At 67.6% G+C, this 24,798-nt stretch carries 20 protein-coding genes, 2 tRNA genes and 3 pseudogenes; 8 read left to right on the top strand and 17 right to left on the bottom strand.

What is annotated here, in order from left to right:
* Nucleotides 1-176: 176 nt before the first annotated feature.
* The 6 genes and pseudogenes from F6X68_RS14890 to F6X68_RS14915 all read right to left on the bottom strand — a co-directional run bounded on the left by F6X68_RS14890 (nucleotide 177) and on the right by F6X68_RS14915 (nucleotide 7,537).
* Nucleotides 177-2,894 (bottom strand): ParA family protein, encoded by a 2,718-nt coding sequence (locus F6X68_RS14890; RefSeq protein WP_151454847.1) that lies wholly within the window; start codon nucleotides 2,892-2,894, stop codon nucleotides 177-179.
* A complete protein-coding gene (locus F6X68_RS14895) occupies nucleotides 2,891-3,307 on the bottom strand; it encodes a hypothetical protein (protein WP_151454848.1) in 417 nt (138 codons plus the stop codon). Before F6X68_RS14895 ends, F6X68_RS14890 begins: the two co-directional genes overlap by 4 nt.
* A 187-nt stretch (nucleotides 3,308-3,494) precedes the next feature.
* Nucleotides 3,495-4,967 (bottom strand): site-specific integrase, encoded by a 1,473-nt coding sequence (locus tag F6X68_RS14900; RefSeq protein ID WP_151454849.1) that lies wholly within the window; start codon nucleotides 4,965-4,967, stop codon nucleotides 3,495-3,497.
* Nucleotides 4,964-5,374, bottom strand: a complete 411-nt coding sequence (locus F6X68_RS34860) for an AlpA family transcriptional regulator (RefSeq protein WP_151454850.1) — start codon at nucleotides 5,372-5,374, stop codon at nucleotides 4,964-4,966. The genes F6X68_RS14900 and F6X68_RS34860 overlap by 4 nt, the downstream gene beginning before the upstream one ends.
* Nucleotides 5,349-6,268: pseudogene (locus F6X68_RS14910) on the bottom strand (DUF2637 domain-containing protein). The gene F6X68_RS34860 and the pseudogene F6X68_RS14910 overlap by 26 nt, the downstream one beginning before the upstream one ends.
* 381 nt (nucleotides 6,269-6,649) lie before the next feature.
* The gene (locus tag F6X68_RS14915) at nucleotides 6,650-7,537 is read right to left on the bottom strand and encodes a replication-relaxation family protein (RefSeq protein ID WP_151454851.1); all 888 of its coding nucleotides are present in this window, start codon (nucleotides 7,535-7,537) and stop codon (nucleotides 6,650-6,652) included.
* Nucleotides 7,538-8,021: 484 nt separating this feature from the next.
* On the opposite strand from F6X68_RS14915, the gene F6X68_RS14920 reads away from it, so the two are divergent.
* A complete protein-coding gene (locus F6X68_RS14920; RefSeq protein WP_151454852.1) occupies nucleotides 8,022-8,534 on the top strand; it encodes an HAD domain-containing protein in 513 nt (170 codons plus the stop codon).
* A gap of 111 nt (nucleotides 8,535-8,645) precedes the next feature.
* Here the strand turns inward: F6X68_RS14920 and F6X68_RS14925 are convergent.
* The 5 genes and pseudogenes from F6X68_RS14925 to amcA all read right to left on the bottom strand — a co-directional run bounded on the left by F6X68_RS14925 (nucleotide 8,646) and on the right by amcA (nucleotide 10,708).
* Nucleotides 8,646-9,207, bottom strand: a pseudogene (locus F6X68_RS14925) (kinase).
* Nucleotides 9,208-9,222: 15 nt separating this feature from the next.
* On the bottom strand, nucleotides 9,223-9,885 hold the full coding sequence (locus F6X68_RS14930) for a pentapeptide repeat-containing protein (protein ID WP_151454853.1): 663 nt from the start codon (nucleotides 9,883-9,885) through the stop codon (nucleotides 9,223-9,225).
* Between the two features lie 126 nt (nucleotides 9,886-10,011).
* Nucleotides 10,012-10,203 (bottom strand): annotated as a pseudogene (locus tag F6X68_RS14935) (radical SAM protein); the annotation flags it as partial.
* The gene (locus F6X68_RS14940) at nucleotides 10,200-10,550 is read right to left on the bottom strand and encodes a hypothetical protein (protein ID WP_151454855.1); all 351 of its coding nucleotides are present in this window, start codon (nucleotides 10,548-10,550) and stop codon (nucleotides 10,200-10,202) included. The pseudogene F6X68_RS14935 and the gene F6X68_RS14940, both read right to left, overlap by 4 nt.
* Nucleotides 10,547-10,708, bottom strand: a complete 162-nt coding sequence (gene amcA, locus F6X68_RS33530; protein WP_192581411.1) for a multiple cyclophane-containing RiPP AmcA — start codon at nucleotides 10,706-10,708, stop codon at nucleotides 10,547-10,549. Before amcA ends, F6X68_RS14940 begins: the two co-directional genes overlap by 4 nt.
* A gap of 422 nt (nucleotides 10,709-11,130) precedes the next feature.
* Between amcA and F6X68_RS14945 the strand changes: the two genes are divergently transcribed.
* The 4 genes from F6X68_RS14945 (at nucleotide 11,131) to F6X68_RS14965 (ending at nucleotide 14,978) form a co-directional block, all read left to right on the top strand.
* Nucleotides 11,131-12,294: a helix-turn-helix transcriptional regulator gene (locus tag F6X68_RS14945; RefSeq protein ID WP_225852217.1), complete on the top strand. Its 1,164-nt coding sequence runs from the start codon at nucleotides 11,131-11,133 to the stop codon at nucleotides 12,292-12,294.
* 10 nt (nucleotides 12,295-12,304) lie between these two features.
* Nucleotides 12,305-13,054, top strand: coding sequence for a 5-formyltetrahydrofolate cyclo-ligase (locus F6X68_RS14950; protein WP_151454857.1), 750 nt, complete (start codon nucleotides 12,305-12,307; stop codon nucleotides 13,052-13,054).
* Between the two features lie 534 nt (nucleotides 13,055-13,588).
* Nucleotides 13,589-13,882, top strand: a complete 294-nt coding sequence (locus F6X68_RS14960; protein ID WP_151454858.1) for a type II toxin-antitoxin system RelE/ParE family toxin — start codon at nucleotides 13,589-13,591, stop codon at nucleotides 13,880-13,882.
* 25 nt (nucleotides 13,883-13,907) lie between these two features.
* Nucleotides 13,908-14,978, top strand: a complete 1,071-nt coding sequence (locus F6X68_RS14965; protein WP_151454859.1) for an ImmA/IrrE family metallo-endopeptidase — start codon at nucleotides 13,908-13,910, stop codon at nucleotides 14,976-14,978.
* Between the two features lie 95 nt (nucleotides 14,979-15,073).
* On the opposite strand, the gene F6X68_RS14970 is transcribed toward F6X68_RS14965, so the two are convergent.
* From F6X68_RS14970 to F6X68_RS14990, 4 genes are all read right to left on the bottom strand, one after another.
* The gene (locus F6X68_RS14970; protein ID WP_192581412.1) at nucleotides 15,074-16,153 is read right to left on the bottom strand and encodes an SAVED domain-containing protein; all 1,080 of its coding nucleotides are present in this window, start codon (nucleotides 16,151-16,153) and stop codon (nucleotides 15,074-15,076) included.
* A 235-nt stretch (nucleotides 16,154-16,388) separates the two neighbouring features.
* On the bottom strand, nucleotides 16,389-17,276 hold the full coding sequence (locus tag F6X68_RS14975; RefSeq protein ID WP_192581413.1) for a nucleotidyltransferase: 888 nt from the start codon (nucleotides 17,274-17,276) through the stop codon (nucleotides 16,389-16,391).
* Between the two features lie 416 nt (nucleotides 17,277-17,692).
* A complete protein-coding gene (locus tag F6X68_RS33535) occupies nucleotides 17,693-18,493 on the bottom strand; it encodes a helix-turn-helix domain-containing protein (RefSeq protein ID WP_225852218.1) in 801 nt (266 codons plus the stop codon).
* A 623-nt stretch (nucleotides 18,494-19,116) separates the two neighbouring features.
* A tRNA-Lys gene (locus F6X68_RS14990) sits at nucleotides 19,117-19,189 on the bottom strand.
* A 187-nt stretch (nucleotides 19,190-19,376) separates the two neighbouring features.
* On the opposite strand from F6X68_RS14990, the gene F6X68_RS14995 reads away from it, so the two are divergent.
* Nucleotides 19,377-20,654 (top strand): Ig-like domain-containing protein, encoded by a 1,278-nt coding sequence (locus F6X68_RS14995; RefSeq protein ID WP_151454863.1) that lies wholly within the window; start codon nucleotides 19,377-19,379, stop codon nucleotides 20,652-20,654.
* 295 nt (nucleotides 20,655-20,949) lie between these two features.
* The gene (locus F6X68_RS15000; protein ID WP_151454864.1) at nucleotides 20,950-22,248 is read left to right on the top strand and encodes an Ig-like domain-containing protein; all 1,299 of its coding nucleotides are present in this window, start codon (nucleotides 20,950-20,952) and stop codon (nucleotides 22,246-22,248) included.
* Between the two features lie 50 nt (nucleotides 22,249-22,298).
* Here the strand turns inward: F6X68_RS15000 and F6X68_RS15005 are convergent.
* Together F6X68_RS15005 and orn are read right to left on the bottom strand one after the other, a co-directional pair.
* A tRNA-His gene (locus F6X68_RS15005) sits at nucleotides 22,299-22,371 on the bottom strand.
* 125 nt (nucleotides 22,372-22,496) lie between these two features.
* Nucleotides 22,497-23,087, bottom strand: coding sequence for an oligoribonuclease (gene orn / locus F6X68_RS15010; RefSeq protein ID WP_151454865.1), 591 nt, complete (start codon nucleotides 23,085-23,087; stop codon nucleotides 22,497-22,499).
* Nucleotides 23,088-23,163: 76 nt separating this feature from the next.
* Here orn and F6X68_RS15015 point away from each other — a divergent pair, with 76 nt between their 5' ends.
* A complete protein-coding gene (locus tag F6X68_RS15015; RefSeq protein ID WP_151454866.1) occupies nucleotides 23,164-24,432 on the top strand; it encodes a glycosyltransferase family 87 protein in 1,269 nt (422 codons plus the stop codon).
* Nucleotides 24,433-24,798 lie beyond the last annotated feature (366 nt).

Genomic DNA, 24,798 nt, shown 5'->3' on the forward strand with positions numbered 1-24,798 from the left:
CCTGCCGCCGCACCCCCTCCCGCTCCGCCCGCCCCCGCGCGGACAGACCACTACCGTCGGGACACCTCAACCCGCTGGATCTACCCCAACTCCACACGATCACGCCACCAGCAATCCACAATGGACGAAGCTGGCCTTGGAAGTCTGGTTGAGCCGCACAGGCGAGGTGATGCTGGTCAACCGGAGATGTCGTTCCGGCGACGCACCACCTTCGCCATCGCCACCACTCTCGGCCGACCCTGCACCGAGAAGCCCAGCCCGTGCCGGAAGATCTCCGGAATCCAGTACTGGTCACCTTCCCGAAACACGACACCATTCGTATCCAGCAGCCGCGCCTCCTCGCTGCTGAGGCCGACGGATTCCAGCCGGAACGGCACCTTCTTCTGGTCCACGTCAAGGTCCCGTAACCGGTCCAGCAGCTTCTTCACCGGTGGATTCTCCAGCCGAATCGCGTCGATCTTCTGCTCGCTGCACTTGGGGAGGGCGTTGCGCATGGCGGTGGGGGCGAGGATCCGATCCGACCAGCGCGGGTCGGCTCCCACCGACTCCTCCGCGGCCTTGGCGAGAAAGGCGACGATGTCCCGGGCCTGGATCTGTCCGCGGAAGTCGGAGAGCGCGGCGAAGAACCACACCTCCGACCGGGCCTCCTTGGACTTGGCACTGCCCATCTTCTCGCCCCAGATGGCCGACATCAGCTGGGAGAGCCGGGACTCCGTAGCGGTACGGACGTCCTCGCCGGAGACCTCCGGGAGGCTCCTGCCCCGGTGGCACACCCACGCTGCCAGCCGCAGCGCCTCCTCGGTGTTCCAGCGTAGGGCGTACTTCTCGTACCGCTTCTCGAACTGGCCGGGATTCTGCCGGATGGCGGCCAACGCCAGATCCCGCCGGACAAACGCCACTAGGCCGAGCGGTCGACCGCGCAAGGTGCGAAGCCACTCCGGGCAACCGACCAGAAGCGCCTGGAGGGCGTCCTGCTCCCGGCTCTTGTCGGCGAATGACGGGAACAGGTCCTCAAGGCCGTCGAGTACGAAGACCGCGGAGTGGTCACGGGCGAACGCCGTGAGGATCTCTTCGGCGGTAGCGGGGTCGGCGCCCAGACCGATTGAACGGGCGAAACATGCCAGCCACACCCGACGCCAACCGACCTGGGTCAGTTCCTGCGCCTTAGCCTCGTCGATCATGTCCCGAATCGCCCCACGGTTCACCGGCTCCCGGCCACTGAGGCTGCACGCCGCCGCCGACCGTCGCTCATCGAGCATTGTCGCCGCAGCGGGCAGCAGGTTCGTGGAGGCCAGAACCGGCACGGTCGGCACGGTCAGCGAGGCGTTGGGCACTCCGGCGGCCTGTACGAAGGACGCCCAGTCGGGGCGCTGGCACAGCTGCATGAACGTGAAGGTCTTGCCGGCCCCCTTGCCGCCGATGACGATCTCCACCGGCAGTTCCGTCCGATGGGCTTCGGCGAGATTGCGGAGAGCGTCCGTGGTGAGGAACTCCGATTCGGCGGACCCTTCCGCATAGATCATGGCGTCGGCGACTCTGGCGAGGTGGTTCCTCGCCTCCTCCACCGAGGCCAGCTCGACCTCGATCCGGGCGTGAGCATTCGTAGCAGCGACGGGCAGCGCCTCGACCAAGGTGGTAACCACATCGGCGAGACGCAGGCGAGCGATGAGCTCCACCACCTCGTCCCAGGAGGCAGGAAGGTTGAGTAGACCAGGTTCGAAGCGGCTTGTCATTAGCGGAATCGCCGCGTCCGCCGCAGGCAGATCGTCGTGTAGCTCGCCAGCCCGGCCGGACACTTCGAGTGCGCCGTCCCTCAGCTCGGCCACCACGTCCGCCAGCCGATCACCGTGGTCCACCGCATGGAACTGCGTGAGGAGCAGCGCACAGTCCGGGTCGCCAGGCTGTTGACTGGGGGCACGACGGCTGAGCTCACGGAGGATCTGGCGGGTGCCTCGGACCGACTGGTCGCTGATGGTGGTGACGAAGACCCGGAGCACTCGGGGATCAAGCAGCAGGGGTGCGCTCAGCTCACTCGATCCTGCCCGCAGATCGACAAGTACGGTGTCCGCGCCGACCGCGTGCCCCAGCTTGGCCAGGGCTTCGGTTAGCACGTAGGGGTCGCGGTCCGTGGTGAGTAGATCAACCGGCTCGATGCGGGGTGGGGCAACCCGCAGGTGGTTGCGACGGGCGGGCATGACCACCACGCCATCCAGCTCCTGATTGGCTAGGAACTTCCGACCCAAGCTGATGGCTTCGACGTACGTCGCATCGGTTGCCCCGTGTATCAGACCGAGGAAATCCTCATAGGCGAAGTCGATGCGCGTCGAGTCGGCCACCATCCAGGTGATCCCCGGTGCTTCGAGGTCGGCGTCGACCAGCAGTACCTTCCGGCCGAGTTCGGCGAGACGTCGAGCCGTGGCGACGCAGTGGAGGGTGCGGCCGACCCCGCCCTTGAACGAGTGAAAGGCGACGATGGACACGTCGTGCGGCAGGGCTGAACGTGGTGCGGGTAGGGCACCGGCCAGGTCGGAGACCACCCGGCGGTCGTTCCAGCGCGGTCGACGCTCCGCCGGGGGCACCTCACCAGCGGCCTCGATCTCGATGGCGAGCGGTCGCTGGGGGCCGTCCGGGCCAGTGTCGTCGAGCAGCAGCACGCCACGGTCGGGCTCGACGGTCAAAGGCCCGAGTGCGTCTCGCAGCCAGGTCCAGACCTCGTCCGTAGACACCGTCGAGTCGACGACGAAGCGGGCACTGTCCCAGTACGCGTCGACCTCGTGCAGCCAGTGGGGCCAGCCGCCTTCACGCGCAAGATCGGCGAAGTACTCGTTGACGTCCAACCAGGTGAAGAGGTGATCGGGGTGGGCGGGTAGGGGGGCGACAGGCCGATCGATCACCGCCCGATCCTTTCTGCGCAGAGTTGTCCGAGCGTGGTCAAGCCTGCCACAGTCCGCTTCTCGTCCTCAGGATCAAGCTCCGCGCCGTACCGCCACGCCTCGTGGAGTTGCTTGGCCGCTACCGGTGGATGGCTGAATCCCCCCTTTGCGGGGCGTTGGCAGCTCATCAGGTTCCGATAGGCGGAGGCACTCAGCTTGAGGGTTTTCGCCAGCTGCCGCAGATCATGCGTGATGAGTTCCTGTTGCTGGGCGGTGGAACTCACGTTCCGGTCCTTGAGTGCCAAAACCTTCAACCCGCACTCGACGGAGTAGAAGCGTAGTAGGTGACTCACCGGCGGAGGGCTCGTTTCGGCAGCGTCCCGGAGTCGAACGTAGCTGTTGGTCAGCTCGCGGAGAGAGACAGTCAGCGGCACCGACGGATCTTATCGATGACTTCCGGCGCTGGAAAGCGATCTATTGTCAGGTATCTGCGTGGCGGTTACTACTGTACCGGGAGGTTGTGTCCCAGGATTGCGAAGATCAAGTCGCTAATAGCGCTGGGTCAGCCGGCGGGTCGACCGGCTGGCCCAGCGCTACCGAGAACCATCCGACAAGTGTGGATTACGCCGGCCTTGTCGCGCCGCGGCGGCGCGGGACGACGGCGGCCGTTGCTTCGGCGGCGGCGTGTGAGAGTTCGGGTAGGACGTCGCCGTAGAACTTGGCGGTGAAGTGTGGGCTGGAGTGGCGGAGTCGGTTGGAGATGACTTTCATCTGGACGCCGGCGGCAAGGCCCATGGTCGCGGCGCCGTGGCGGAGGTCGTGGAGCCGGATGGGTGGCAGCCCGGCTTGCGTGGCCAGTTGGTGGAAGTGGTCCGTGACGTCCGCAGGGTGGAGCTGACCACCGGCGGGCGTGGTGAACACGAGCCCGGTGGTGGTCCAGGCAGCACCGGCGGCGAGGCGTTCGCGGTGTTGCCGGGTGCGATGGGCGCGCAGCACCGCGACGGTTTCGGTGTCGAGAGCGACCGCGGCTTCGCTGTCGGTGGTTTTCGGAGTGTCGATGGCGGTGACCCAGCCGTGTTGGACGAGTTGCCAGCGGACGGTGAGGGTCGCTGCGTCGAGGTCGAGGTCGTCCCAGTGCAGGCCGCAGGCTTCCCCTCGGCGCAGGCCCGTGAAGGTGATGAGGTGATAGAGGGCGTAGAGCCGGTCGTTCACAGTGTGGGTGTGGTCGAGAAATCTGCCGGTGTGTTCGGGCGTCCAGATCATGACGGCGCTTGGGGTCTTGCCGGTGTCGCGCCAGGTGCGGACGCGTTGGTCGGTCCAGACGGTGGGCTTGGGTGGTCGGGCTGTCGGTAGTTCGACCATGAGGGCGGGGTTGGTATCGATGTAGCGGTGGCGGCGCATCGCGTCGTTGAGGGCCTTGCGCAGGGTGGCGTGGATGACGTGCAGGGTCCGGTTGCCGACGATCCGCTGGTTCTTGACCTGGTCGCGCTTGGCGGGGTCGCGGCTGGCGCGCAGGGTGGCGATGGTGGTGTTGCGTTCGGCGATGGCGTCGTACATGGCGTCGATGTGGCCGGGGCGGAGCCGGTCGATACGCAGGTGCCCGAGGTGTGGGATGAGGTACAGCCGGATGTGCCCTTCGTAGGAGCGCAGGGTGCCGGTCTTGATGTTCTTGCGCCCGGCGAGCCAGTCGGTCAGATACACCTCCATCGTGGGCAGCTCGGTGGGGGTGATGTCCAGGTGCAGCGCCCGCCGGACCTGATCCGGGCTGGGAACGGGCGCGCCGGTCTTGACGGCGGCCTCAATCAAGTCACCGGTCTTGACGGTGGCGTGCGGGTCGGTGGGGTCGGGGACGGCGAGCACCGCGCGGATGCGGTCCAGGACGGCGTCGGCGTCGGCCTGGGTGAGGTAGGGGCCGTGTCGGAGTGGGCGGCGGGTGCCGTCGGCGCGGGCGGGGACTTCGATCTGCCAGTGCCAGTGGCCGTGGGTGCGGGACCAGCCGCCGCCGGGCCGGCGAAGCTGGGGACAGGAGCGTCCCAGTCGCCGGCCCGTGACGCTGTCGCGGCAGCCGCAGCGTTTGAAGGTGGATCCCTTCACTCATCGTCTCCTGGATGCTTCGTATGGTGCCGCCAGCGGTGCCGGGTGGAATCCGCTGGTGGCGGGGTCATCGCATCCACGCTCACCTTCGCGTCGGCATCAAGTCGTCGGTGGTCGTCGGTCGAAGCGGGGTCCCCGACCAGCAGGAGCTGGAGAAGGCCGGCGACCGGGACGATGATGCGGCTGCCGGCCCGGATCAGCGGTACGGGGAACTGGTCGGTGGCGGCGAGCCGGTACGCCTGGGACCGGCTGATCCCGAGCACCGACGCGGTGGTGGCGAGGGTGGTGGTCACGCCGAGGGCACGGATGCGCTCGATCGTCCACACCTCCCCGACGGCGGGCGCGGTGGTGGTGCTGTCGGTCGTGGTGCGGGTGTTCTTGTCACCGTGGTTCGTGGGGCTGTTCATGATCAGGCTTCTCCTGGTTATGAGATGGATGGCTGTGCGGTAGGAGCGGGGTGCTCCCGTCGGGGTCGACCGGCGCAGGGGTGGCTGCTCCGCCACCGTTGGCCGCTCCGGTGACAGAGGCGATGGCGTCGGGTTGGTCGACATGACCGGTTCTACGATCAGCTCGGGTGGTGCCGACGACTCGGCCTTGAGGGTCTTGAGCAGTTCGGATACTCGGGTGTTGGACACGGTGTGACCGGCAGCGCGGAGGGCTTCGGCGAGCGCCGCCCGGGTCAGTGCCCGCCCGTCCGCGGCGAGCCGGTCCCGGACCTTTCGCGCCGCCGGCAGCAGCTCGCCAACATCGCCGGACGGCTGCGCGGACGGTCCCCGATCCGCTCGCCGCTGCCGGTCCCGTCCGCCACGTCGACGACCCGCATCTGGTGCGCGGACGGTCCGGTTGATGCTGGACCGCTCCTCCGTCGTGAGGGCGGACCGGGTCTCCTCGCCTGGTCCGCCGTCCGCAACGATCCGCCCTGACTCATCCGGCTGGTAATCCACTACCTCCACGGCAGGGGCGGGCGTGGCGGTGCTGGTCCGGCCGAGGGCGATTTTGACCATGACGAGGAATCCGAGCGCGGGTACGGCGGCGGCGACCCAGCCGATGATCGAGGGTTCGGCCTCGACGACCTGCGCCGCCAGCGACAGGGTGACCGCGCACGCCAGCACAGTGGCCGGGAACACGGTGGAGGCGTGGGCGCGTTTGCGGCGGCGCAGTTCCAGGCCGGAGGCGATGGACATCATCTCCAGGACGATCGCGTCGGCCCAGGCCAGCCAGCCGGGTTGGCCGTGCGCGGCAGCCACGTTGTGTACATGGGTGAAGCTGGCCGCTCCCGCTGCGCCACCAATGGCCAGCATGATGACGACCTGGACGACGCCCTCGGCGCGGCTGTCGCGCGGACTGCCGTTCGGGTCAGGGATCGGCGCTGTCGTGGCCCATCACCTCCTCGCCCCGGACCTGGGTTCCGGTCCGTCCGGCAGTCGCAGGAGGCGGGACCGGCTGGCGGACCGGCCCGGCGTCGGACAACCGTCGGGACGGGGACCGGACGCCGACGGCGTACCGCCCGCTGCGGACTTCGGACGGGGACGCGGCCCGGCCGCTGCGGGAGCGGACGTCCGGGGCTCTCACGGATCTGTCAGCACTGGCCGAACTGCTCGCGACAGATCCGTGACAGACGCCAGCACTCGCTGTCCGATCCGCAGCAGAGGTACTGTCCGCCCCCGTCGCGCCGTCGCCGATCACGCGGCCTCACCCGCCCGGCTGGAGACGTCAACGGCGTATCCGGCCAGATCTGCCAGCCGCAGCCGCTGCCCTTCCTCGCCGGCCACGGCCCACACCGCCCCAGCCGGGCCAAGGCCCGCCATCGCGGCGTGGTCGCGGGCCCCGGTCGCCACCGGAACCGACAGCGGCACGTCGGCCAGCACGCGGCGTAGGTTGCGCTCGCGGGCGGCCGAGTGGAGCCAGAACAGCACCGGCCACGCCCGCTCGATCGTGCCGAACAGCTCCTGATAGCCGTCCACCTTGCCGGCCAGGATCGACAACTGCTCGGCACCGGTGTCGTACTCGACGAAGAATGGCACCTGGACATCGTTCTCGAACCACCGGCCGTAGCCGTCAGGGCGAACCCGCGGCTGATACGCCCGCACCAGCCCCGGATCCTGCCGGCTGGTGAACGTCCCGGCACGCTGGCACACCACCTCCGGCAACCACTCCACCAAGCCGGCACCCGGATGAGTGCGGGCGTGCCCGGCCAGGTCGGTGAAGAAACCGTTCACCCCGAGCCGGTGGGCGAGGCTGCGGGTCGAGGTCCACCGCCGCCGCTCCACCCGGGCGTGATCCCGCCGCGGTGGGCGTTCGTCCCGGCTGGCCGCGACGACCTCGGCGCCGAGCTGGTCGATGACGTAGTGGTACGGGTACGAGCCGCCGTCGGCCCGCTGTGGCCGGAACCGGGCCACCAACCGCAACCGGTACAGGGTCCGCAGCCGGCGCTGGCAGAAGTCCAACGACGGGAACAAGGCGTTCGCGAGCTGGAACGACGTCAGCACGCCGTGGTCGTACAACCAGCCCAGCAGCACACGGTCACGGCCGGTCAGCTGGGACTGGACCCGAAGGACCGGATCATCCACCGGCTACCACCTCCTTCCCGGGTAGGGAATGCCAGCCCCAGGGGGAGAGACCCGAGACCAGGCAGGGTCTGTCGCAGGACAAGCCGACGACGCTGACAGACGCGCTCACCTGCGGTGTGAGAGGAAACAGGGGGTCGGTTCGGGGGTCCGGCTGAAGACTGACGTCAACGCTGACGCCAAGCCCGACCCCCGAACGGGGATCAAGCCGGAACTCGTCACCGTCAATGCCTACGGCAGTAGGTGAAGGTGTCGGCGAAAGCACGAGAACTCCTTGGTTGAGGGTGTGGAATGTGGTGTTGCTGGCGTGGTCGGGTCACCGGCGCCGCCGGAGCGGAAAGGATCCGGTGAGATACACCCCGGCGCCGCCCCTGCCGTGGTCGCCGTCGGTGGCGCACGCCTGTCGGCACGGCGCAGCAGCGAGACGAATGGCCTTGGGAAAGCGCGGAGGTAGCCGTTGGCGGGGTGAGGGCTAGCCTCTTAAGTCATGTCCGCCCCTGCGCCGCGTCCCTTGCTGTTCCTTGACGTGGACGGCACTCTCATCCCGCTCGGCACACACATGGCCGCTCAGCCGGGCATGCCGCATGGCCACACCCAGGCACCGGCCCTACCGGCCGACGCCCACCCCCTGCTGTACAGGGTCGATCCGGAACACGGCCGCCGGCTGGAGGCCCTGCCATGTGACCTGGTGTGGGCGACGACCTGGATGAGCGACGCGAACGACGTGCTCGCACCCCTGCTCGGGCTACCGACCCTGCCAGTCGTGGACTGGCCCGACTCCGACGAGGTTGGCGTCCTGCACTGGAAGACCCGTGGGCTGGTCGAATGGGCGCACGGACGCCCCTTCGTCTGGATCGACGACGAGATCTCCCACGCCGATCAGCAGTGGGTATCGACTCATCACCACGCCCCGGCCCTGCTGCATCGGGTCGACCCACGTCGCGGGCTGACCGAGCAAGACTTCACAGTCATTGAGAGCTGGCTCATGCAGGCGCGGTAGGGCGAGCCCCATGCCAGGGCAGTCACCGTGCTTGACGGCTGTCTAGCCACTCGGACCGACGTGGGCGAACGGTGCGCCGGAACGGCGACACCGGTAGCCGGCTTGGCTGCTCTACGGGGACGGAACGCTCGGAAGCAAGTCGTCGTCGCGTCCAGTCTGGGGTAGCCCGGCGGCAGCGGCGAGGGCCTCGACGGCGTCGACCAGGGTGGTGGTCTCCGGTAGGAGAAGTTCGCCTTGCCAGCCCAGGACGTCATGGGCGGCGTACCAGCCGCTCATGTGCTCGGCAGTGAACTCACCAGCCTGCGGGCGCATGAGGTGCCGGCGCAGGATCTCGGCCAGGGACACGTCGAGATAGCAGAACAGCGACCGGCCGCGGTGGCCGTCCCGCAGGGCAGTCAGCATGCCCCGATAGCGGCTGCTGTGCATGATGCCCTCCAGCACCACGTGATAGCCGTGGTCCAGCGCGAACCGAACGGTCTGCCCGATCAACGCCGGCGCCGCGCCGCCGGGCTTGTCCCGCTCGCGCAGCAGGATGCGGCGCAGGTAGTCCTGCAGCGCAGCCCCGGCCGTGCCGGCGTCGTAGCTCGCGGGCGATGCTGCTCTTGCCCGAGCCGGAGTTGCCCCGGATGCAGACGAGGATTGTGTCCGGGCTGCCAGTGGGTTCAGCGAGCACGATGCCTCCTCGGCTTCAGTCGTTGCGCACGGTGAGGTTGAGGGCGGCGACGGTCAGCTGGGTGAGGTCAGGGAGTTGGTCCTCGCTGAGGGTGACGCCTTGCAGGTTGTCCAGCGGCGTTTTGAGGCCCGGGAGGCGGCTGCCCCGCAGGTCGGTGCCGTCGAGGTGGCAGGAGTCCAGTTCCAGGCCGGCGAGGTCACATGACCGCAGCACCAGGCGAGGTAGTCGGCAGGAAGACCACGCGCCGTTGGTGAGAGTGCAGTCGGTGAACGCGACCGAGCCGGCGGCGGTGACGCGCTGGAGGGTGGCGTAGTCGAAGCGGCAGCCGTCGAACAGGACGTCCTTGAGGCGTACGTCGGTGAGTCTGCTGCCGGTGAACCGGGAGCCGGTGATCGCACAGCGTTCGATGGTGATGCCGGTCAAGGTTGCGCCAAAGAAGTCGGTGTGGGTGATCTCGCAGCCGTAGAGGCTGCCGGCTTCCCAGGTGCTCTCGCTCAGGTCCACGCCGGTGATCAGACTGCTCCGGATGCGGGCGTCCTCCAGGTGCGAGCCGTGCCACGCGGCGCCCTCGACGAGGGCCTCGGTGAGGCCGCCGTCCAGGTCCGTCGTGGTGTCGAGGTCGTCCGGTTCGAGGTTCGGCAGCAGGACCTTCACGTCGCCGATCGTGGTGGTACGCATGTGTCCTCAACCTGTGTGGGCGCGGGGTGGGCACGCCACCCCGCACGGCTGTTCGACGGTTTCGCCTCGTCACGGGGACAGCGGAGGTCGTGCCGCACCGGCCAGCCCTCAGCGGGTGCGCTCGCAGTTCAGTTGCTCCATCGACGCGGCGCACGCTTCCGCGACCGGAATGGTCATGAGGCGGCGGGGCCTCCGGTCGGGTAGATAGCAGTAGGTGCAGTCCAGGTTGCAGAAGGCGGTGGGCTGCGCGACGAGGGTAAGGAACGTACCGGCGGTCGCCGGCCGCCCTACGGCGCTGATGACACCGATGCCGCTCACGGTCTTGTCTCCTCGGCCTGTGCGAGGCCGGTCGTGGTGACCCGGTAGGACCGGGTGTGGCGGGCGGGCCAGCCGAGAAACCGGTCGAACATATCGGCGGCGGTGCCCGTCGTGGTGGGACTGAGCTTGTGCAGGTCGTCGATGGCGTCGTGGAGACAGCCGGCCAGGTAAAGGAACAGGCTGACCGGGCTGCCGTCGTACTCGGCCAGGAGATTGAGCTTGGCGCGGCCGCAGGGCCACGGCTGCCCACAGGTGCGGCACAGCCACAGCGGACGCAGCGATAGGTGCTCCCTCTGCCCGGAGGTGAGGCGGTGCGCTGGGACGCGGCGCGGCTGCTCGTCGGTCATGGGCGGTTGCTCTCTCGGGCCCGCTGCTCGAACAGTTGACGCCACACGTGGGTGAGCAGCGACGGATCCGCCACCTGCGCCTGCGGAACCGCAGGCGCAGGCGGGCCGGGATGCCACGGCCGACCGGTCGTCGCGTTACGCGAGACGTACACCGTCATGCCCGCTCCCCCGCCGGGCCTCGTCCCAGAGAGCGGCGGGCCCGCCGGGGGAAAGGCGAGCCCACCGCCACACGGCGGCGGTCGGGAGCAGACCGCCAATCACCCGCCCACGCAGCCCTCATGGCGGTACGCAAACGGGGAGTCACCCACACGCGAGCGGGAGTGCACTGCGGCGATAGCAACCGATGATCCAGACCAACCATCTCGGCAAATGTCCCGGTGCGATCGCGCTTGCCGATGCTCACCTCGTACCCCCGCTCGCTGGTTCGGGCCTGGAGTGGCCGCGCATGCGTCCAGACAACCGCCGGGAGCAGCCGGTTCCCAGCGCGGCAACGGCGCAGAACTGACGCATCCCCATTGCGCCGAAGGGCGTGAGCTGGATGAATGGATCCGTAATGACCGGCGGCGGAGGGAGCGGGCACGTGGCGGGCAAGCGCCGGCACCGGCTGGCCCAGCGCCGCAAGGCAATCGGTCTGAGCCAGGAACGCCTCGCCGAAGCCCTCGGCGTCGACCGCTCCACCGTCGTCCGGTGGGAACGGGCAGAAACCGACCCGCAGCCCTGGCACCGACCGCACCTCGCCGCAGCTCTCAGTCTGTCGATCGAGGAACTGGCCGACCTCCTGACCGACACCGGCCAACCGCCGTCACCGCCGGACGAGCGCCTCGGCTACGTCCTGCGCCACCCCGGCCATGTCGACCTGGTCGCCGTCGCGTACCTGCGGGAACGCGTGCGGCACCTCGACGAACGCTACGACCGCACGCCCTCGACACTCCTGCTCGCCGAGGCCGGGCAGTTGCACGGTCAGGCGACCTTCCTGCAGAGAAACAGCAGCGGGCCGGCTCGGCGTGAACTGGCACCAGCCGTCGCCGAGTCCGCGACGCTGATGGGTCAACTCGTCTGGGACGCTTCCCAGCGCCGCGACCATGCCACCAGCGTCACGTACTTCGACCAGGCGATCAGCGCCGCCCGGGAAACACGCGACGTCGTCACCGAGGCCAACGCGCTGCTCCGCAAGAGCTACCTCGCCCTCTACGGCACCAGGCAGCCGACCGTCGGCCTCGCCCTAACCACGCACGCCGCCGCCGTCAGCCACCGCGACAGCCACGTCGTCGCCGGCCTCGCCCAGCTGCACCGCGCGGAGGCGCACGCGATGCTCGGCCAGGCCCGCGACTGCTCCGACGCACTCGCCGCGGCCGAGGCTCACTTCGCCAGCGTGGACGCAGACGACCCAGCCGCCGCCCTCTTCTGCCCCAGCCATCACGCGCGGCTCGCCGGCTCCTGCTGGCTGTTCCTACGCAAGCCGGACGCGGCCATCCCGGCATTGGAGACCGCCCGACACCTGATCGCCACAAGCCGCAAGTCCACCGCCGTCGTCCTCGGCAACCTCGCTCTCGCAAGCATCCTCCAGCGCGACGTCGAGGCCGCCACGTCTTACCTGCACCAAGCCGTCGACGTCATCGAGAGGACCCGCGCCGGCGGGGGCCTCACCCTCGCCTTCGCCGCCGCCCGGCAACTGCGCCCCTGGCGCGACGAACCCCTGGTCCAGGACGTCGACGACCGACTCCTCACCCTCATGGCCCCGTAGGAGCACCAACGTGACCAGACTCGATGACATCGACCAGGCCAAGCACGCCGTCCGGCAACACGTCTGGGACCTACTCGAACGCGAAGGCGCCGCCCCACCCGGCGTCCACGGCCACATCCCCGACTTCACCGGCAAGGAGGATGCCGCAGCCCGACTCGCCGAGTTGGATGTCTGGAAGCAGGCGCGGGTCATCAAGTGCAACCCCGACCGCGCCCAACTGCCCGTCCGGGTACGCGCCCTTCAAGAAGGCAAGCTGCTCTACATGGCGGTACCGCGACTCGCCACACCCAAACCCTTCTACCTGCTCGACCCGACGGTTCTGACGGTCTCGTTTGAGACTGCCGCCACGAGCACCGGCGCGCCGGAGATTGCCCCCACAGTCGGCCCCGACGAAATGCGACCGGTGGACCTGATCGTGTGCGGCAGCGTCGCTGTCAGCCGGCGGGGCGGCGTACGGGTCGGCAAGGGCGCCGGCTACTCCGACCTGGAGATCGCCCTTCTCACCGAGGCTGGACTCGTCACCACGCACACCGCCATCGCCACCACGATCCACCAGACCCAACTTCTTGACCAGGAGCTACCCCGCGCGGGCCATGACTTCAGCGTCGACTTCGCAATCACTCAGGACGAGGTGGTGGCCTGCGCACCCGACCGAGAACGACCGCCCAGCATCATCAGACCAAACCTCCGTCAAGATCATCTCGACACCATCCCCGTACTACGTGTCTCAGGCTGGCAGGGTGCCCGCCTCACCGAATAGGTCATGGCCGGTCGAGGAGACCAGCCCTACGCGAGTCGCCGCTGGCGCGCCCCCAGTGACTCGACCACCGGGGATCCCTGCAGCGTCCCGACGTAGTCCATCAGCGGCATGTGCGGGCGCTCACCGACCGGGGGTGAAGACACCGGTGCATGATCAGCGACGCGGCCGCCGTGGCGGCGGGCCCGGGAGGACAACGGGGAACGACTACTGGCTCCAGCGTGACCGACTCTCATCCCCCAGCCGGCTCTTCGGAGAAGTCACTTCCCGGACCCGCCGAGACCCAGGATAGAACTCTCCTCCCGGCGGTGTCTTGACACAGAGGGGAGCCAGAAGAGGACGCCTGATGAGCATGTGGCGAGGTGATTGAATCGTGCGTTGCAGCGGCGGCAGTAAGCGGACAAGGCGCTCAAGATGGACGATCTTACCCAAATCGGCGGTGGCTCCGAGTGGATCGGGCGCAGAGGCGTCCGAGGTCACCACGATGGTCCTACCACCCCCCTCAAGCCAGTGTTACGATTTAGGTAACATAAGGCCATGCGGCTCGACTACGCGACACGAGACCTGAAGCGGGTCTGCACCGACGAACGTCGGATGCAGGCCACCTACGGTGCGAATGTCGCGAAGAAGCTGAAGCTCCGGCTTGCCGAGCTGACCTACGTCGATGAGATCGCGGACGTGTTGGACGGGCCGGGTCGTTGGGAGGAGCTCACGGGCGATCGCGCGGGACAGTGGTCGGCACGGCTAACCGCGAACTGGCGACTTATCGTACGGCCCGAACAGCGCGAAGTGAACACGGTTGTCGTAGTCGAGATCGTCGACTACCACTAGGGATCCAGGAGGATAGGAGCGGAACATGTCCACCACACTGGATTACGTCGTCACCACCGGCGATTTCATTGCCGAGTGGATGGAGGACGAAGGCATTAACGCCGCCGAGTTGGCACGCCGTCTAGGCGTGACCCCCAAGCATGTCAGCGAGCTGCTGAGCGGCAAGGCGCCGCTGTCGCATCCTCTTGCTCTCGCGCTAGAACGTGTGACAGGTATCCCTTCGCGTCTGTGGAACATGTACGAGTCTGGCTATCGTGACGCCCTCGCTCGTGAGGCCGCAAGCGCTGACCTCGACGCGCAGCACGAGCAAGCCAAGGAGTTTCCGCTTCTTTACTTACGCAAATGGGGCTTCATAACTGCGCCAGCCCGAGAGCGGGCGGACACCGTCCGGCAGTTGCTCGGCGTGCTTGGCGTGGCGAGCCTGGAAGCCTTTGAGGCCACGTGGACGCGGGGGAGCGTGGCGTATCGCCGGGCCGCCGCGAGGCGGGAGAATGCGCCGGCGCTCGCAGTCTGGTTGGCGCTGGCGGAGCGTCACCATGACGGCCTTCGCGACGTCCCCGCGTTCGACCGACCAGGGCTAGTGGCATTGATACCCAGGCTCCGCGCGCTCACAAGGCAGGAGCCAGTGGCCGCGATCGAGGAGACCATCACGGCTTTGCGTGAGATCGGCGTCGTGCTCTGCTTCATCCCGGCCGTGCCGGGACTGGGCATCCATGGAGCCACGCGATGGGTTAGCGGACACCCCGTCATCCAGCTCTCACTTCTTTGGAAGAGCGACGATCAGCTCTGGTTCACTCTCTTCCATGAGCTCGGACATGTCCTCCTGCATGGCGACAAAGACCTCTATATAAACGGCGAGCAGAACGCTGCCGAGGAAGAGGCGAACACATATGCCTCGAATGTTCTCATCCCACCCTCGTTCGAGCACCGCCTGCCGCGCACGCGCGACATCGCTGCCGTGCGCGTACTTGCTGACCAATTGGGCATCGCGCCGAGCATCGTGCTCGGTCGCGCCCAGCGGAGGACCAAAGACTATGGCTGGGGGCATGGGCTGAAGCGGAAGCTTGAGTTCCAGATGAAGCCATCCCGCAGTTGAGGATCAGTTGGCGTGTCACCGAGGGTTTGAGCCTGCACGCCCGGCAACTCCCCTCGGCAGAAAATGCAGGCGGACCTTGGCTTTACTAAAGTAGGCTAGCGAATTTCTATCGCTGGCTCATAGACCCCGTACTCGACTCGGTCGTAGGTTACTATGGCCGGCTGGATTGCCACTTCGCGGACCCGTCCCAAAGCGATGGCAGCAGACATAGGTAGAGCGCCGAACAAGTGCAATCGCGTGACGTTCTTGTGGCTGCGTTCGAGGTTGCCAAAGAATTCGCGGAGAGTCTTCCTAAATGCGGCAAGGGTCGCTTTAGAGTCAATGATGCCACCGGCCGCTTTTTCTCCAGCTGCGCTGATTCGGAAGATGGGGAGGTTGCGAAGACTACTAGGGATTTCACTCTCGTGGACCGTTCCCGACACGCTCGCCAGTAGAACTCCCTCTGCTCCATCTGAAGCAGGTGGAGTATCGAACGTAAATTCGACTGGTCGCAAGGGGCCGGGTGCCCAGGCCCAGGAGTCTTCAACTTGATGCCGCTGATACAAGTCAACTGTGTAACCATCGCCCAACTTCCTTCCCAGATATACCAGGAGAGGAAGTCTCGTCCAGGCGAATACACTCACGTGTCCTACGTGGCCCTTCTGTAATCCATCGTTGAGAACGCCATCGATTGTCTCATCGATGATAGATTTAGCGGCTTCGTAGTACTCGGATGTCGGTGCGAGTTCTCTTCGGCCGCTCCCTGCGCCAGTGGGCGGCGACTCTCCAGCAAGCCGACGAAGATCTATTTCCACCCCAACCCTGTCATAAGACAGCTTGAAATATGGGAACCTATCACTGGAAGCGATGACGGCCTCAACGGCGGTTCGTTGCGATAGTTCCAAAGGCCGCCCTCGAAGCATGCCAACCATTCGCAGAACGACAGTTCTTCGGTCGTACCCGAGACCGGTCACGTGCTTGATGCGTTCCTCGTGGTTGCGTTTAGCCTGTCGAAGCTTCTCCACGGTGAACAAGTCGATAGAAATTGGGTCATCTATCTCCGCGTGGCAGTCGCCACAAGCGAGCAGTATGTTCTCCGCTAGGTCGCGCTTCGAGACGGAATAGGGAGCAAGCCCTCGAGGCGACTCCGGCGAGTTCTTCTGACCTACAATGTGAGCCAATTCTCCAAGCGACACCGGTTCCGAGGTTAAGTTCCCGTCCAGGAGGTCCCTATTGCAGATAGCGCATCTCCCGCCAGAGCGAACCCAGACGCGCCTCTTCTCGGTCTCCTTGAGCTGAGGACGCGTGCCTACCTTGCGCCGTCGAGTCATGATCTACCTTCAAGCACCTTAAGCTGCGCCCAGCGTCGATACGCCGGCCGAGCGTCTGACGAAGTCGTGCACACTTTCCACTGCCTCAACGTCTAGTGGGCTATGGGGCCGGTTCTGGAATTGGGAAAACCTCTTCAATCAACTCACGCCATCCTGAGACATCGTCCCGTGTCGCGCATAAGATGGCGGCGTTCACACGGTCATGCGCATCGTGAAGGCGAGACATGACTTGAGGTCGCGGAAGCTCAAGGTTGGCAGGAAGTGCCACTCCCGCAGGATCTGGCGTTAATCCTTTCTCTAGCGACTCCACCGCGTGACCGAAGAAGACTTGCACTCCTTGAGTGAGTGATAGTGGATGAGTGATACAGCCTAGAGCTAATGCCTTTATATTCCATGACGACAGAGGCTTTCCCGTTGCGCGATTCCAGTGCTTGACAAGCCTCACGATTTTGTTGAACGCAAATCCGGTTACGCGGTTGGCCTGCAGAATCATCTCTGTGTGAGCCATCGGATCCGAGCGGTCCCAGCTCTCAGATTGAAGATTCGGAACCAAGATGCCCGGTCCATCTGGATATTCGAGAGCCACTATGACATCGGCGGTGAAATTGTGGCTCGCGGCGCCCTCGTGTTCGCCGAACGTTATGACGATTGCACGCTTTTGAGCTAGTAGGCTTGTCGCTATATGAAGTCCGCGGGACCGCGCCCGAACTTCGATCTCTCGACTAATGGCGCCGACCAGGCTCGCTGGGCTTCCAAATCTCTCGCGCGATGCTGTCGGCTCACCGAAAATCACGCCTAGATCAATATCGTTCAAGGGCGTGATTCCGTCACCGTGTATTATGCTGCCATTGACATACACCTCCCCTTCGAATTCTTCAGCCAGGGTTGAAACCAAATAATCCAGCCGCCTTTGGGCTTCGGCTTGCTCGGTCGGCGTAATCGCTATGCGGCGCTCAATTTCGGAAAGGAGGGGGTCGGCTATGGCCACCACTGACTCTGTCACGGTTGCTGGCCGCAATACCTCACCCCTTTCGACGCTACACGATCTGCGTCACAGCGAAATCCTACACGAAGCGGTTCAACCCCTTGCACTTGCTGTTACCAGGCACTCGGTGATCGATCACCCCTAACGCCAACTGCTGGATGCGTGCGCAATACGGGCGCCACTGGCGCTCGCGGGCATATTCGGTGCGTCAGGCGAGCGATACGTTTCGCGGCCGACGCGGGACGACACCTATCGCAGCAGCTTGCGGGTTTGGATCGGGCGCGCTGCTCCCGGCTTTGGCATGATCGGTTGCCCTCTTCTCGACAGATGAGCGCGTCCGACGAGTCGCCGCCACCTGACGCCACTCCGAGTCTCCTCGGATCGACTCATGCTGGTCGACGTCGGACCGCCCTTCGATTTCAGCCGGCGATCTCGATCAGTCGGCTGCGGTGCTCGTCCTCGCCCGGTACCCGCCAAAGCTGCTCATTCGGCCAGTGCCGATACAACATGTTCCTGTTGGTCGTGGCGATGGGCGCCCGCAGCGGCTCGCGGACCAGGCCGGCCAGCAACTGCTCCTCTCGTTCGGCGTCTTGGGCGACGACCAACACGGCCCCGACCGGCACCACCGGATCGGTACGCCGGTAGCCGGCCAGCAGCCCGCCCAGCCCGTACGTCCGCTTCTCGTGTTCGGCGACTACCTCGCCTACCGGGCCACGGTCGACGTGCACCAGAAACCGTAGGCACCGTCCGTCCTCAAGCCAGACGCCATAGCCGTCGGCGCGCAGGTACGCCAGGTCGCGCTGGCGCAGCCACGCCGAGGTGTCCATCGTCGCCAGCCACTGGAACAGCTCACACCGCCCCGGATTCCGCCGCGCCACCTCGACCAGCGGCAGGAACAGCAGATCGTCCGACGCGCTCGGGTGCCGCCGGCCCAGTTGCAGAGGCACCGACCGCCCCGAGGCCGCCAAATCACGGCGGAGCCGCTCGGTCCCCTCGCCGGTCGGCTTGTACCACCAGGTGTGGGTACGGTCCTCCTCCGAGCGCTGCCGGCTCACCAGCCCCGCCTCGTGCAACCAGACCAGGTCCCGGTGAGCCGTCAGCCGCGACACGTCACAGACCAGGGCCACATCCATCGTCGACGCCAGAGCATGCTGCGCCAGGAACGACAAGATCCGCCACCGCCGCGGCGACAACCGCCGCAAGGCCGCGTCGTCACCCATCCTGTGATGATCCCCCCAGACACCGACAGCCGGACAGCCAGTTTCGCCGACCGGTAACGGAGGGTGGTCAGAGGAACCGCCTCGGAGCAGCGCAACCGAGATCACCGAGGCCCAGGACGAGCCTCTTCCGGAGCATCGGGCGAAGCACTGGCGGGCTCTGCAAGCATCCCTCGTCTCCAAACCGGGGTTTTGGGGGCGATTTTGGAGATCACTGTTCAGAGAACCGGCCGAAGAGCTGAGGGCAAAGGTAACGATGGAGGCAAACCGGACCGCGGCGAGTTGATCTTTGAGGCCAGACTGCCCGCCTCGCACCACCCGCCATACAGCGGCCTCGCCGGCCCGGTGGAGGCTCACCGCCGCATCGGAGCCACCATCACGGTCGTCACCGAGGGTGACACCAGCAGTCCCGCGCCATCGACGCGCTACGGTAGCCCGCCCGGCGAGAACCACACGCGGACTGCGGCCACATCAGAGCACGCGTCCGTGACCACCGCACCGCGTCCACCGCCGGCCGGAACGGTCCCACCGCTCCCGATCACCCACCGAGCACCCAGCCATCGCCAGGGACATGAAAAAGGCTCTGGCCTGGTGAAGAACCACCAGGCCAGAGCATTGATCACCTGTGCGCCGCCAGGGACTCGAACCCCGAACCCGCGGATTAAGAGTCCGCTGCTCTGCCAGTTGAGCTAGCGGCGCTCGTTGGCAACGGGGAGAAGATTAGCATGCCTCCCGAGGGGGGTTCCAATCCGATCCCCGGCTCCCCCCTTCGGCCGAGCTTACCGGGCATTCGTGGACGAAACGGCCGGGCGGACGAGGACAGGGGGCGGACAAGCGGCGACCATGCGGCACGATGTGCGCCAGGTACGCGAGAACAGAGGTGGGGATGGGCATGTTCGCGCGGGCCGGGGCGATGGTGGGCGCCCTCGGCCTGGTGGCGTCGCTGGCTCTGACGGGCTGCGGCGCGGAGCAGAAGAAGCAGGCGGAGTTCGTCGGCGGCACCGCGCCGGCCACGTCCGCCACCCCGGGTGCGGCGGGCACGGCGGCCGAGCCGGGCACCCCGGCCGCGCCGAGCGGTCCGCCGCTGACGGTGAGCCCGGCCGACGGGGGGAAGAACCGGCCGGTCAGCTCCGAGATCAGCGCTGAGGTGCCCGGCGGCGGGAAGGTGTCCAGCGTCACGCTGGCCGCCGCCAACGGCGGCCAGGTCGAGGGGCGCCTGCGCGCCGACGGCTCGTCCTGGGTGCCGTCGAAGCCGCTGAAGTACGGCACCCGTTACACGGCCACGGTCACCGCCACCGGCTCCGACGGGACGACCAGCCAGGGCAAGAGCACCTTCACGACGATGGCGAAGCCCAAGTCGGTGATCAGCTCCGGCCTCTACCTCTTCGACGACAAGACCTACGGCGTGGCGATGCCGGTGGTCACCGAGTTCCACCCGGGGATCCCGAAGAAGGACCGGGCGGCGGTGCAGAAGCGCATGTTCGTGCAGACCGATCCGCCGCAGCCGGGCGCCTGGCACTGGGTGGAGAACGGCACCCAGGCCTACTACCGCGCGCCGGAGTACTGGAAGGCCGGCACCACGCTCACCGTGCGGATCGCACTGGCCGGCATCCCGCTGAGCAACGGCCGCTACGGCAACGTCGACCGCGCGGCGACCGCCAAGATCGGCCGGGCGTTCGAGATGCAGGTGGACAACGCCACCAAGAAGATGACGGTGTACGAGGACGGCCAGGTGGTCCGCACCCTGCCGGTGAGCCTGGGCAAGAAGAAGACCCCCTCCTCCAGCGGCACGATGGTCGTGATGGAGAAGAAGGAGTCCACGGTCTTCGACACCCGCGACGATCCGGACCCGGCGAACCGCTACGTGACGGAGATCGACTTCGCCCAGCGGCTCACCTGGGGCGGCGAGTACATCCACGCGGCGCCCTGGTCGGAGCACGTGCAGGGCCGGCAGAACGTCTCGCACGGCTGCGTCAACGTCTCCATGGCGAACGCCCGCTGGCTGTTCGGGAAGACCAAGGTGGGCGACCCGATCACCATCAAGGGCACCGAGCGCAAGCTGACGCCGGGCAACGGCTGGACGGCGTGGAGCCAGAGCTGGTCCGAGTTCGTCAAGGGCAGCGCGGTGCCGGTGCCGGAGGCCGGCGAGGGATCGGCCTTCTGAGGCACGCCCACCGACGATCCGGCGACCGGCCCGCACCCGCGGGCCGGTCGCCGTCTTCGTGGCCCTGCCGCGCCGCCGTTCCGGGCCCGCGACGCCGGCGACGCCCCGGGAGCCCGCTGCCGGCACGTACTACGGCGGGCCGGGAGAGGCGAGCGAGCCTCGGTAAAGCCTCGGATCTTATCAACATTCGGACATCTCGTACCGCGTGTTTCGGTTCACCTTGCGGAACGGGTACCTGCCCCGGTGCGTCAGTGAGGGACGATGGGCAACCGGGGACCACGACTGTGAGGGAATCATGCGAGCTGTCCAGGACCAGCTGATCCGGCACGGGGACGACCGGCGGGGTCGACGACGCCGTGGATTCGCGGCGGCGGTGCTCGCCGTGACGCTCGCGCTGGCCTCCGCCTGCACCGACGGCGGCGGGGGCAAGCCCTCGGGCGGCTGGCAGAACGGCGACGACCAGCCCGCCGCGCCGAAGGCTGCGGCCACCATCGTCGAACCCAAGGCCGACGCGAAGGACGTACCCGCGTCCACCGGCATCACCTTCACGGCGACGGAGGCGGAGCAGACCAGCGTCGAGCTGAAGGACTCCGCCGGTGGGGCCGTCGAGGGCGAGCTGGCAACCGACGGCAAGAGTTGGCTGCCCGCCGGCGCGCTGAAGTACGGCGAGACGTACACCGCGACGGTGACCGCGACCGGCGACGACGGCCGACCGGCGACGGCGACCAGCACCTTCACCACCATGGCGAAGCCCGGCAAGCAGGTCCGGATCAGCAGCTTCCTGGGTGACGACCAGGTCGTCGGCGTCGGCATGCCGCTGATCGTGAAGTTCAGCCGGGCCGTCCCGGAGGACTACCGCGACGACGTGCAGAGCCGGATGACGGTCACCTCCGTACCGGCGCAGGAGGGCATCTGGCACTGGGTCAGCCCGACCGAGATCCGCTACCGCCCGAAGGAGTTCTGGAAGACGAACAGCACGGTCTCCTACCGGGTCCAGGCTGGCGGCCTGCCGCTGGGCGGCGGCTGGTACGGCCGGGCGGACCTCAGCGTCGGCATCAAGGTCGGCCCGGCGGTGGTCATGACGGTGGACAACAAGACCAAGCGGATGACCGTCACGAAGGACGGCTCCGTGATCAAGACCATCCCGGTCAGCCTCGGCAAGAAGAGCACCCCGTCCTCCAGCGGCACGATGGTGGTCATCGAGAAGCTGCGCAAGACGGTCTTTGACACCTTCGAGGAGCTGGGCCCCGAGGAGGGCTACCGCACCAAGATCGACTACGCCCAGCGGCTGACCTGGGGCGGCGAGTTCATCCACGCCGCGCCCTGGTCGGAGGGGCAGCAGGGCCGGGTGAACGTCTCGCACGGCTGCGTGAACGTCTCGATGGCCAACGGCGCCTGGCTGTTCGCCAACACCCGCGTCGGCGACCCGATCACCGTCAAGGGCACCGAGCGCAAGCTCCAGAACGGCAACGGCTGGACCGACTGGAACATGAGCTGGGAGCAGTACGTCAAGGGCAGCGCCCTGCCGTACGAGCCGCCGACCGAGGCCACCCCGGAGCAGAGCGGCGCGCCCACGGCCACCCCGACCGCCTGAGCCGGAAACGCCGAAGGCCCCCTCCGCGAGGAGGGGGCCTTCGGTCACCGGGTGACTGATGGGAATTGAACCCACGACAACCGGGACCACAACCCGGTGCTCTGCCAACTGAGCTACAGCCACCATGCCGTTCACACCCGATGGATCCACGCCCGGTCGATCGCCCCGGGCGGGGTGCGGACCAATAATAGCCCCACCCCCGCCCGCCGCGTCCAGCGGGTTCCGCCGAGCGGGTTGTGCCCGGCGGCTCAGAGTCCGGCTGCTATTGCCTTGGCGGTCTCCACGTCCGGCCCGGGCAGGGGCACGAAGAGGGTCCGCCGGTAGTACTCCAGCTCCCGGATGCTCTCCCGGATGTCGGCCAGGGCCCGGTGCGCGAGCCCCTTCTGGGGCTGGCCGAAGTACACCCGCGGGTACCAGCGGCGGCACAGCTCCTTGATCGACGACACGTCGATCATCCGGTAGTGCAGGTGCGCGTCGAGGCGGGGCATGTCCCGGGTGATGAAGCCCCGGTCGGTGGCGATCGAGTTGCCGCACAACGGTGCCGTACGCGGATCCTTCACATGGCTGGACACGTAGTCCAGGACCATGTCCTCGGCCTCGGCGAGGGTCACCGTCGAGCGCCGGACCTCCTCGGTCAGCCCCGACTTGGCGTGCATCGTCGTTACGATCTCGGGCATCGCCTCCAGCGCCGCCTCGTCGGCGTGGATCACCACGTCGACGCCGTCCCCGAGCACGTTGAGGTCGGGATCCGTGACGAGCGCGGCGACCTCGATCAGCTTGTCCCTGCCGAGGTCCAACCCGGTCATCTCACAGTCGATCCAGACGAGAAGATCAGCCACCGGGACAGCCTACGCGCAGCCCACCCGGCCGCGCGCCCGCGCACCGGGGCACGCGGTGACCGCTAGGGTTTCCTCCGTGCCAGCCGAACCCGCCGCACCGCCCGCCGTCACCGACGACGATCCCGGTGGCCGTACGGTCCGTCGGCTCGTCACCCTGCTGGCGCTGGCCGCCGTGCTGCCGGCGCTCTACCTGCCCGGCATGGTGCACGACTTCTTCGACCTGAAGATCTACATGCGCGCGATGGACTGGTGGGCGGCCGGGAACCCGCTCTACGACTACGTGCAGCCCGACCGGGTGCAGGGCGAGCTCTACTTCACCTACCCACCGTTCAGCGCGCTGCTGCTGCGCCCGTTCGCGCTGCTGCCGCTGGGCGCCACCGTGGCGATCTTCACGGTCCTGACGGGACTGGCGGTGGTGGTCACGACCCGGTGGCTGCTCGCGCCGGTGATCGCCCGGCACGGGCTGCCCCGTGTGTTCAGCCTCACCGTGGCGGTCCTGCTGGTGCTGGCCGTCGAGAGCACCCGCGAGACGATCACCTTCGGTCAGATCAACATGCTGCTGGTCGTGCTGATCCTGGCGGACCTGCTCTTCGCCGTACCCCGGGCGAGCCGGTGGGCCGGCGTGGGCGTCGGGCTGGCGACGGCGCTCAAGCTCTTCCCGGGCATCTTCATCGTCTACCTGCTGGCCACCCGGCGGTGGCGGGCGGCGGCGGTGGCGAGCGCGACGGCCGCCGCCGCGACCCTGCTCGCCGCCGCGGTCGCGCCGCGCGACTCGTGGCGGTTCTGGACCCACGAGCTGTGGGCGACCGACCGGGTCGGCCGCACCGACTACACCGGCAACCAGTCGCTGTTCGGCCTGCTCAGCCGCATCACCGCACCGGAGAAGCCCCACCAGCTGCTCTGGCTGCTGCTGGTGGCGGCCATCGCCGGGTACGGGCTGTGGCGCGCCGCGCGGGCCGCCCGCGCCGGGGACACGCTCACCGGCCTCGCCCTCACCGGACTGGTCGGCTCGCTGGTCAGCCCCATCACCTGGACCCACCACATCTACTGGTTCATCCCGGCGGTGGTCGTGCTGACGGACGCGGCGCTGAGCGCCGACGCCACGACCGGCGAGGGCGCCCGTCGGCGACGTCTGCTGGCGGCACTCGCCGTCGGCACCTCCGCCCTCATCGTGTACGGGGTGGTGACCTTCCACGACTGGGGCATCGCCCCGGTGCGTACGGACTCGCCGGGCGAGTTCCTGGTGCGCAACACGTACGTGCTGCTGAGCCTGCTGCTGCTGGTGACCCTGCCGGTGCGGCGGGAGGCCCGCAGGTCGCGGGAAATGGACAGTCTTCCCAACTAGCGCCCTTCATGGCTAATCTGGTCGCAACTACCTCAGACGTCTCTCGGGTAGCACCGATCCCCCGGTGAGGGCGGCCCTCCGCGTCGGCAGCGCGGAGGGCCGCTCGCCGTCCGGGCCCCCGCGTGGGATGCCGGCACGGGGCGGACGCCGGACGCGGGTCAGCGCGAATCGTCGGGCGACTGCCGGCCGGCCTCGGAAGCGCCAGCCTCGGAAGCGCCGGTGTTTGAAGCGGCGGCGGCGTCAGGAGCGCCGGCGCCGGTTGTGGCGGCGCCGGGAGCGCCAGCGCCGGGTGCGGCGGCGCCGGGAGCGCCAGCGTCGGGTGCGGCGGCGCCGGGAGCGCCAGCGTCGGGTGCGGCGGCGCCGGGA

This window comes from Micromonospora sp. AMSO12t (genome assembly GCF_008806585.1).
Lineage (GTDB): Bacteria > Actinomycetota > Actinomycetes > Mycobacteriales > Micromonosporaceae > Micromonospora > Micromonospora reichwaldensis.

Coding starts and splice junctions, on each gene's coding strand:
- F6X68_RS34860 (WP_151454850.1), bottom strand. CDS start 5,374: ATGAACAGCCCCACGAACCACGGTGACAAGAACACCCGCACCACGACC.
- F6X68_RS14920 (WP_151454852.1), top strand. CDS start 8,022: ATGTCCGCCCCTGCGCCGCGTCCCTTGCTGTTCCTTGACGTGGACGGC.
- F6X68_RS14930 (WP_151454853.1), bottom strand. CDS start 9,885: ATGCGTACCACCACGATCGGCGACGTGAAGGTCCTGCTGCCGAACCTC.
- F6X68_RS14940 (WP_151454855.1), bottom strand. CDS start 10,550: ATGACCGACGAGCAGCCGCGCCGCGTCCCAGCGCACCGCCTCACCTCC.
- amcA (WP_192581411.1), bottom strand. CDS start 10,708: ATGACGGTGTACGTCTCGCGTAACGCGACGACCGGTCGGCCGTGGCAT.
- F6X68_RS14960 (WP_151454858.1), top strand. CDS start 13,589: ATGCGGCTCGACTACGCGACACGAGACCTGAAGCGGGTCTGCACCGAC.
- F6X68_RS14965 (WP_151454859.1), top strand. CDS start 13,908: ATGTCCACCACACTGGATTACGTCGTCACCACCGGCGATTTCATTGCC.
- F6X68_RS33535 (WP_225852218.1), bottom strand. CDS start 18,493: ATGGGTGACGACGCGGCCTTGCGGCGGTTGTCGCCGCGGCGGTGGCGG.
- F6X68_RS14995 (WP_151454863.1), top strand. CDS start 19,377: ATGGGCATGTTCGCGCGGGCCGGGGCGATGGTGGGCGCCCTCGGCCTG.
- F6X68_RS15000 (WP_151454864.1), top strand. CDS start 20,950: ATGCGAGCTGTCCAGGACCAGCTGATCCGGCACGGGGACGACCGGCGG.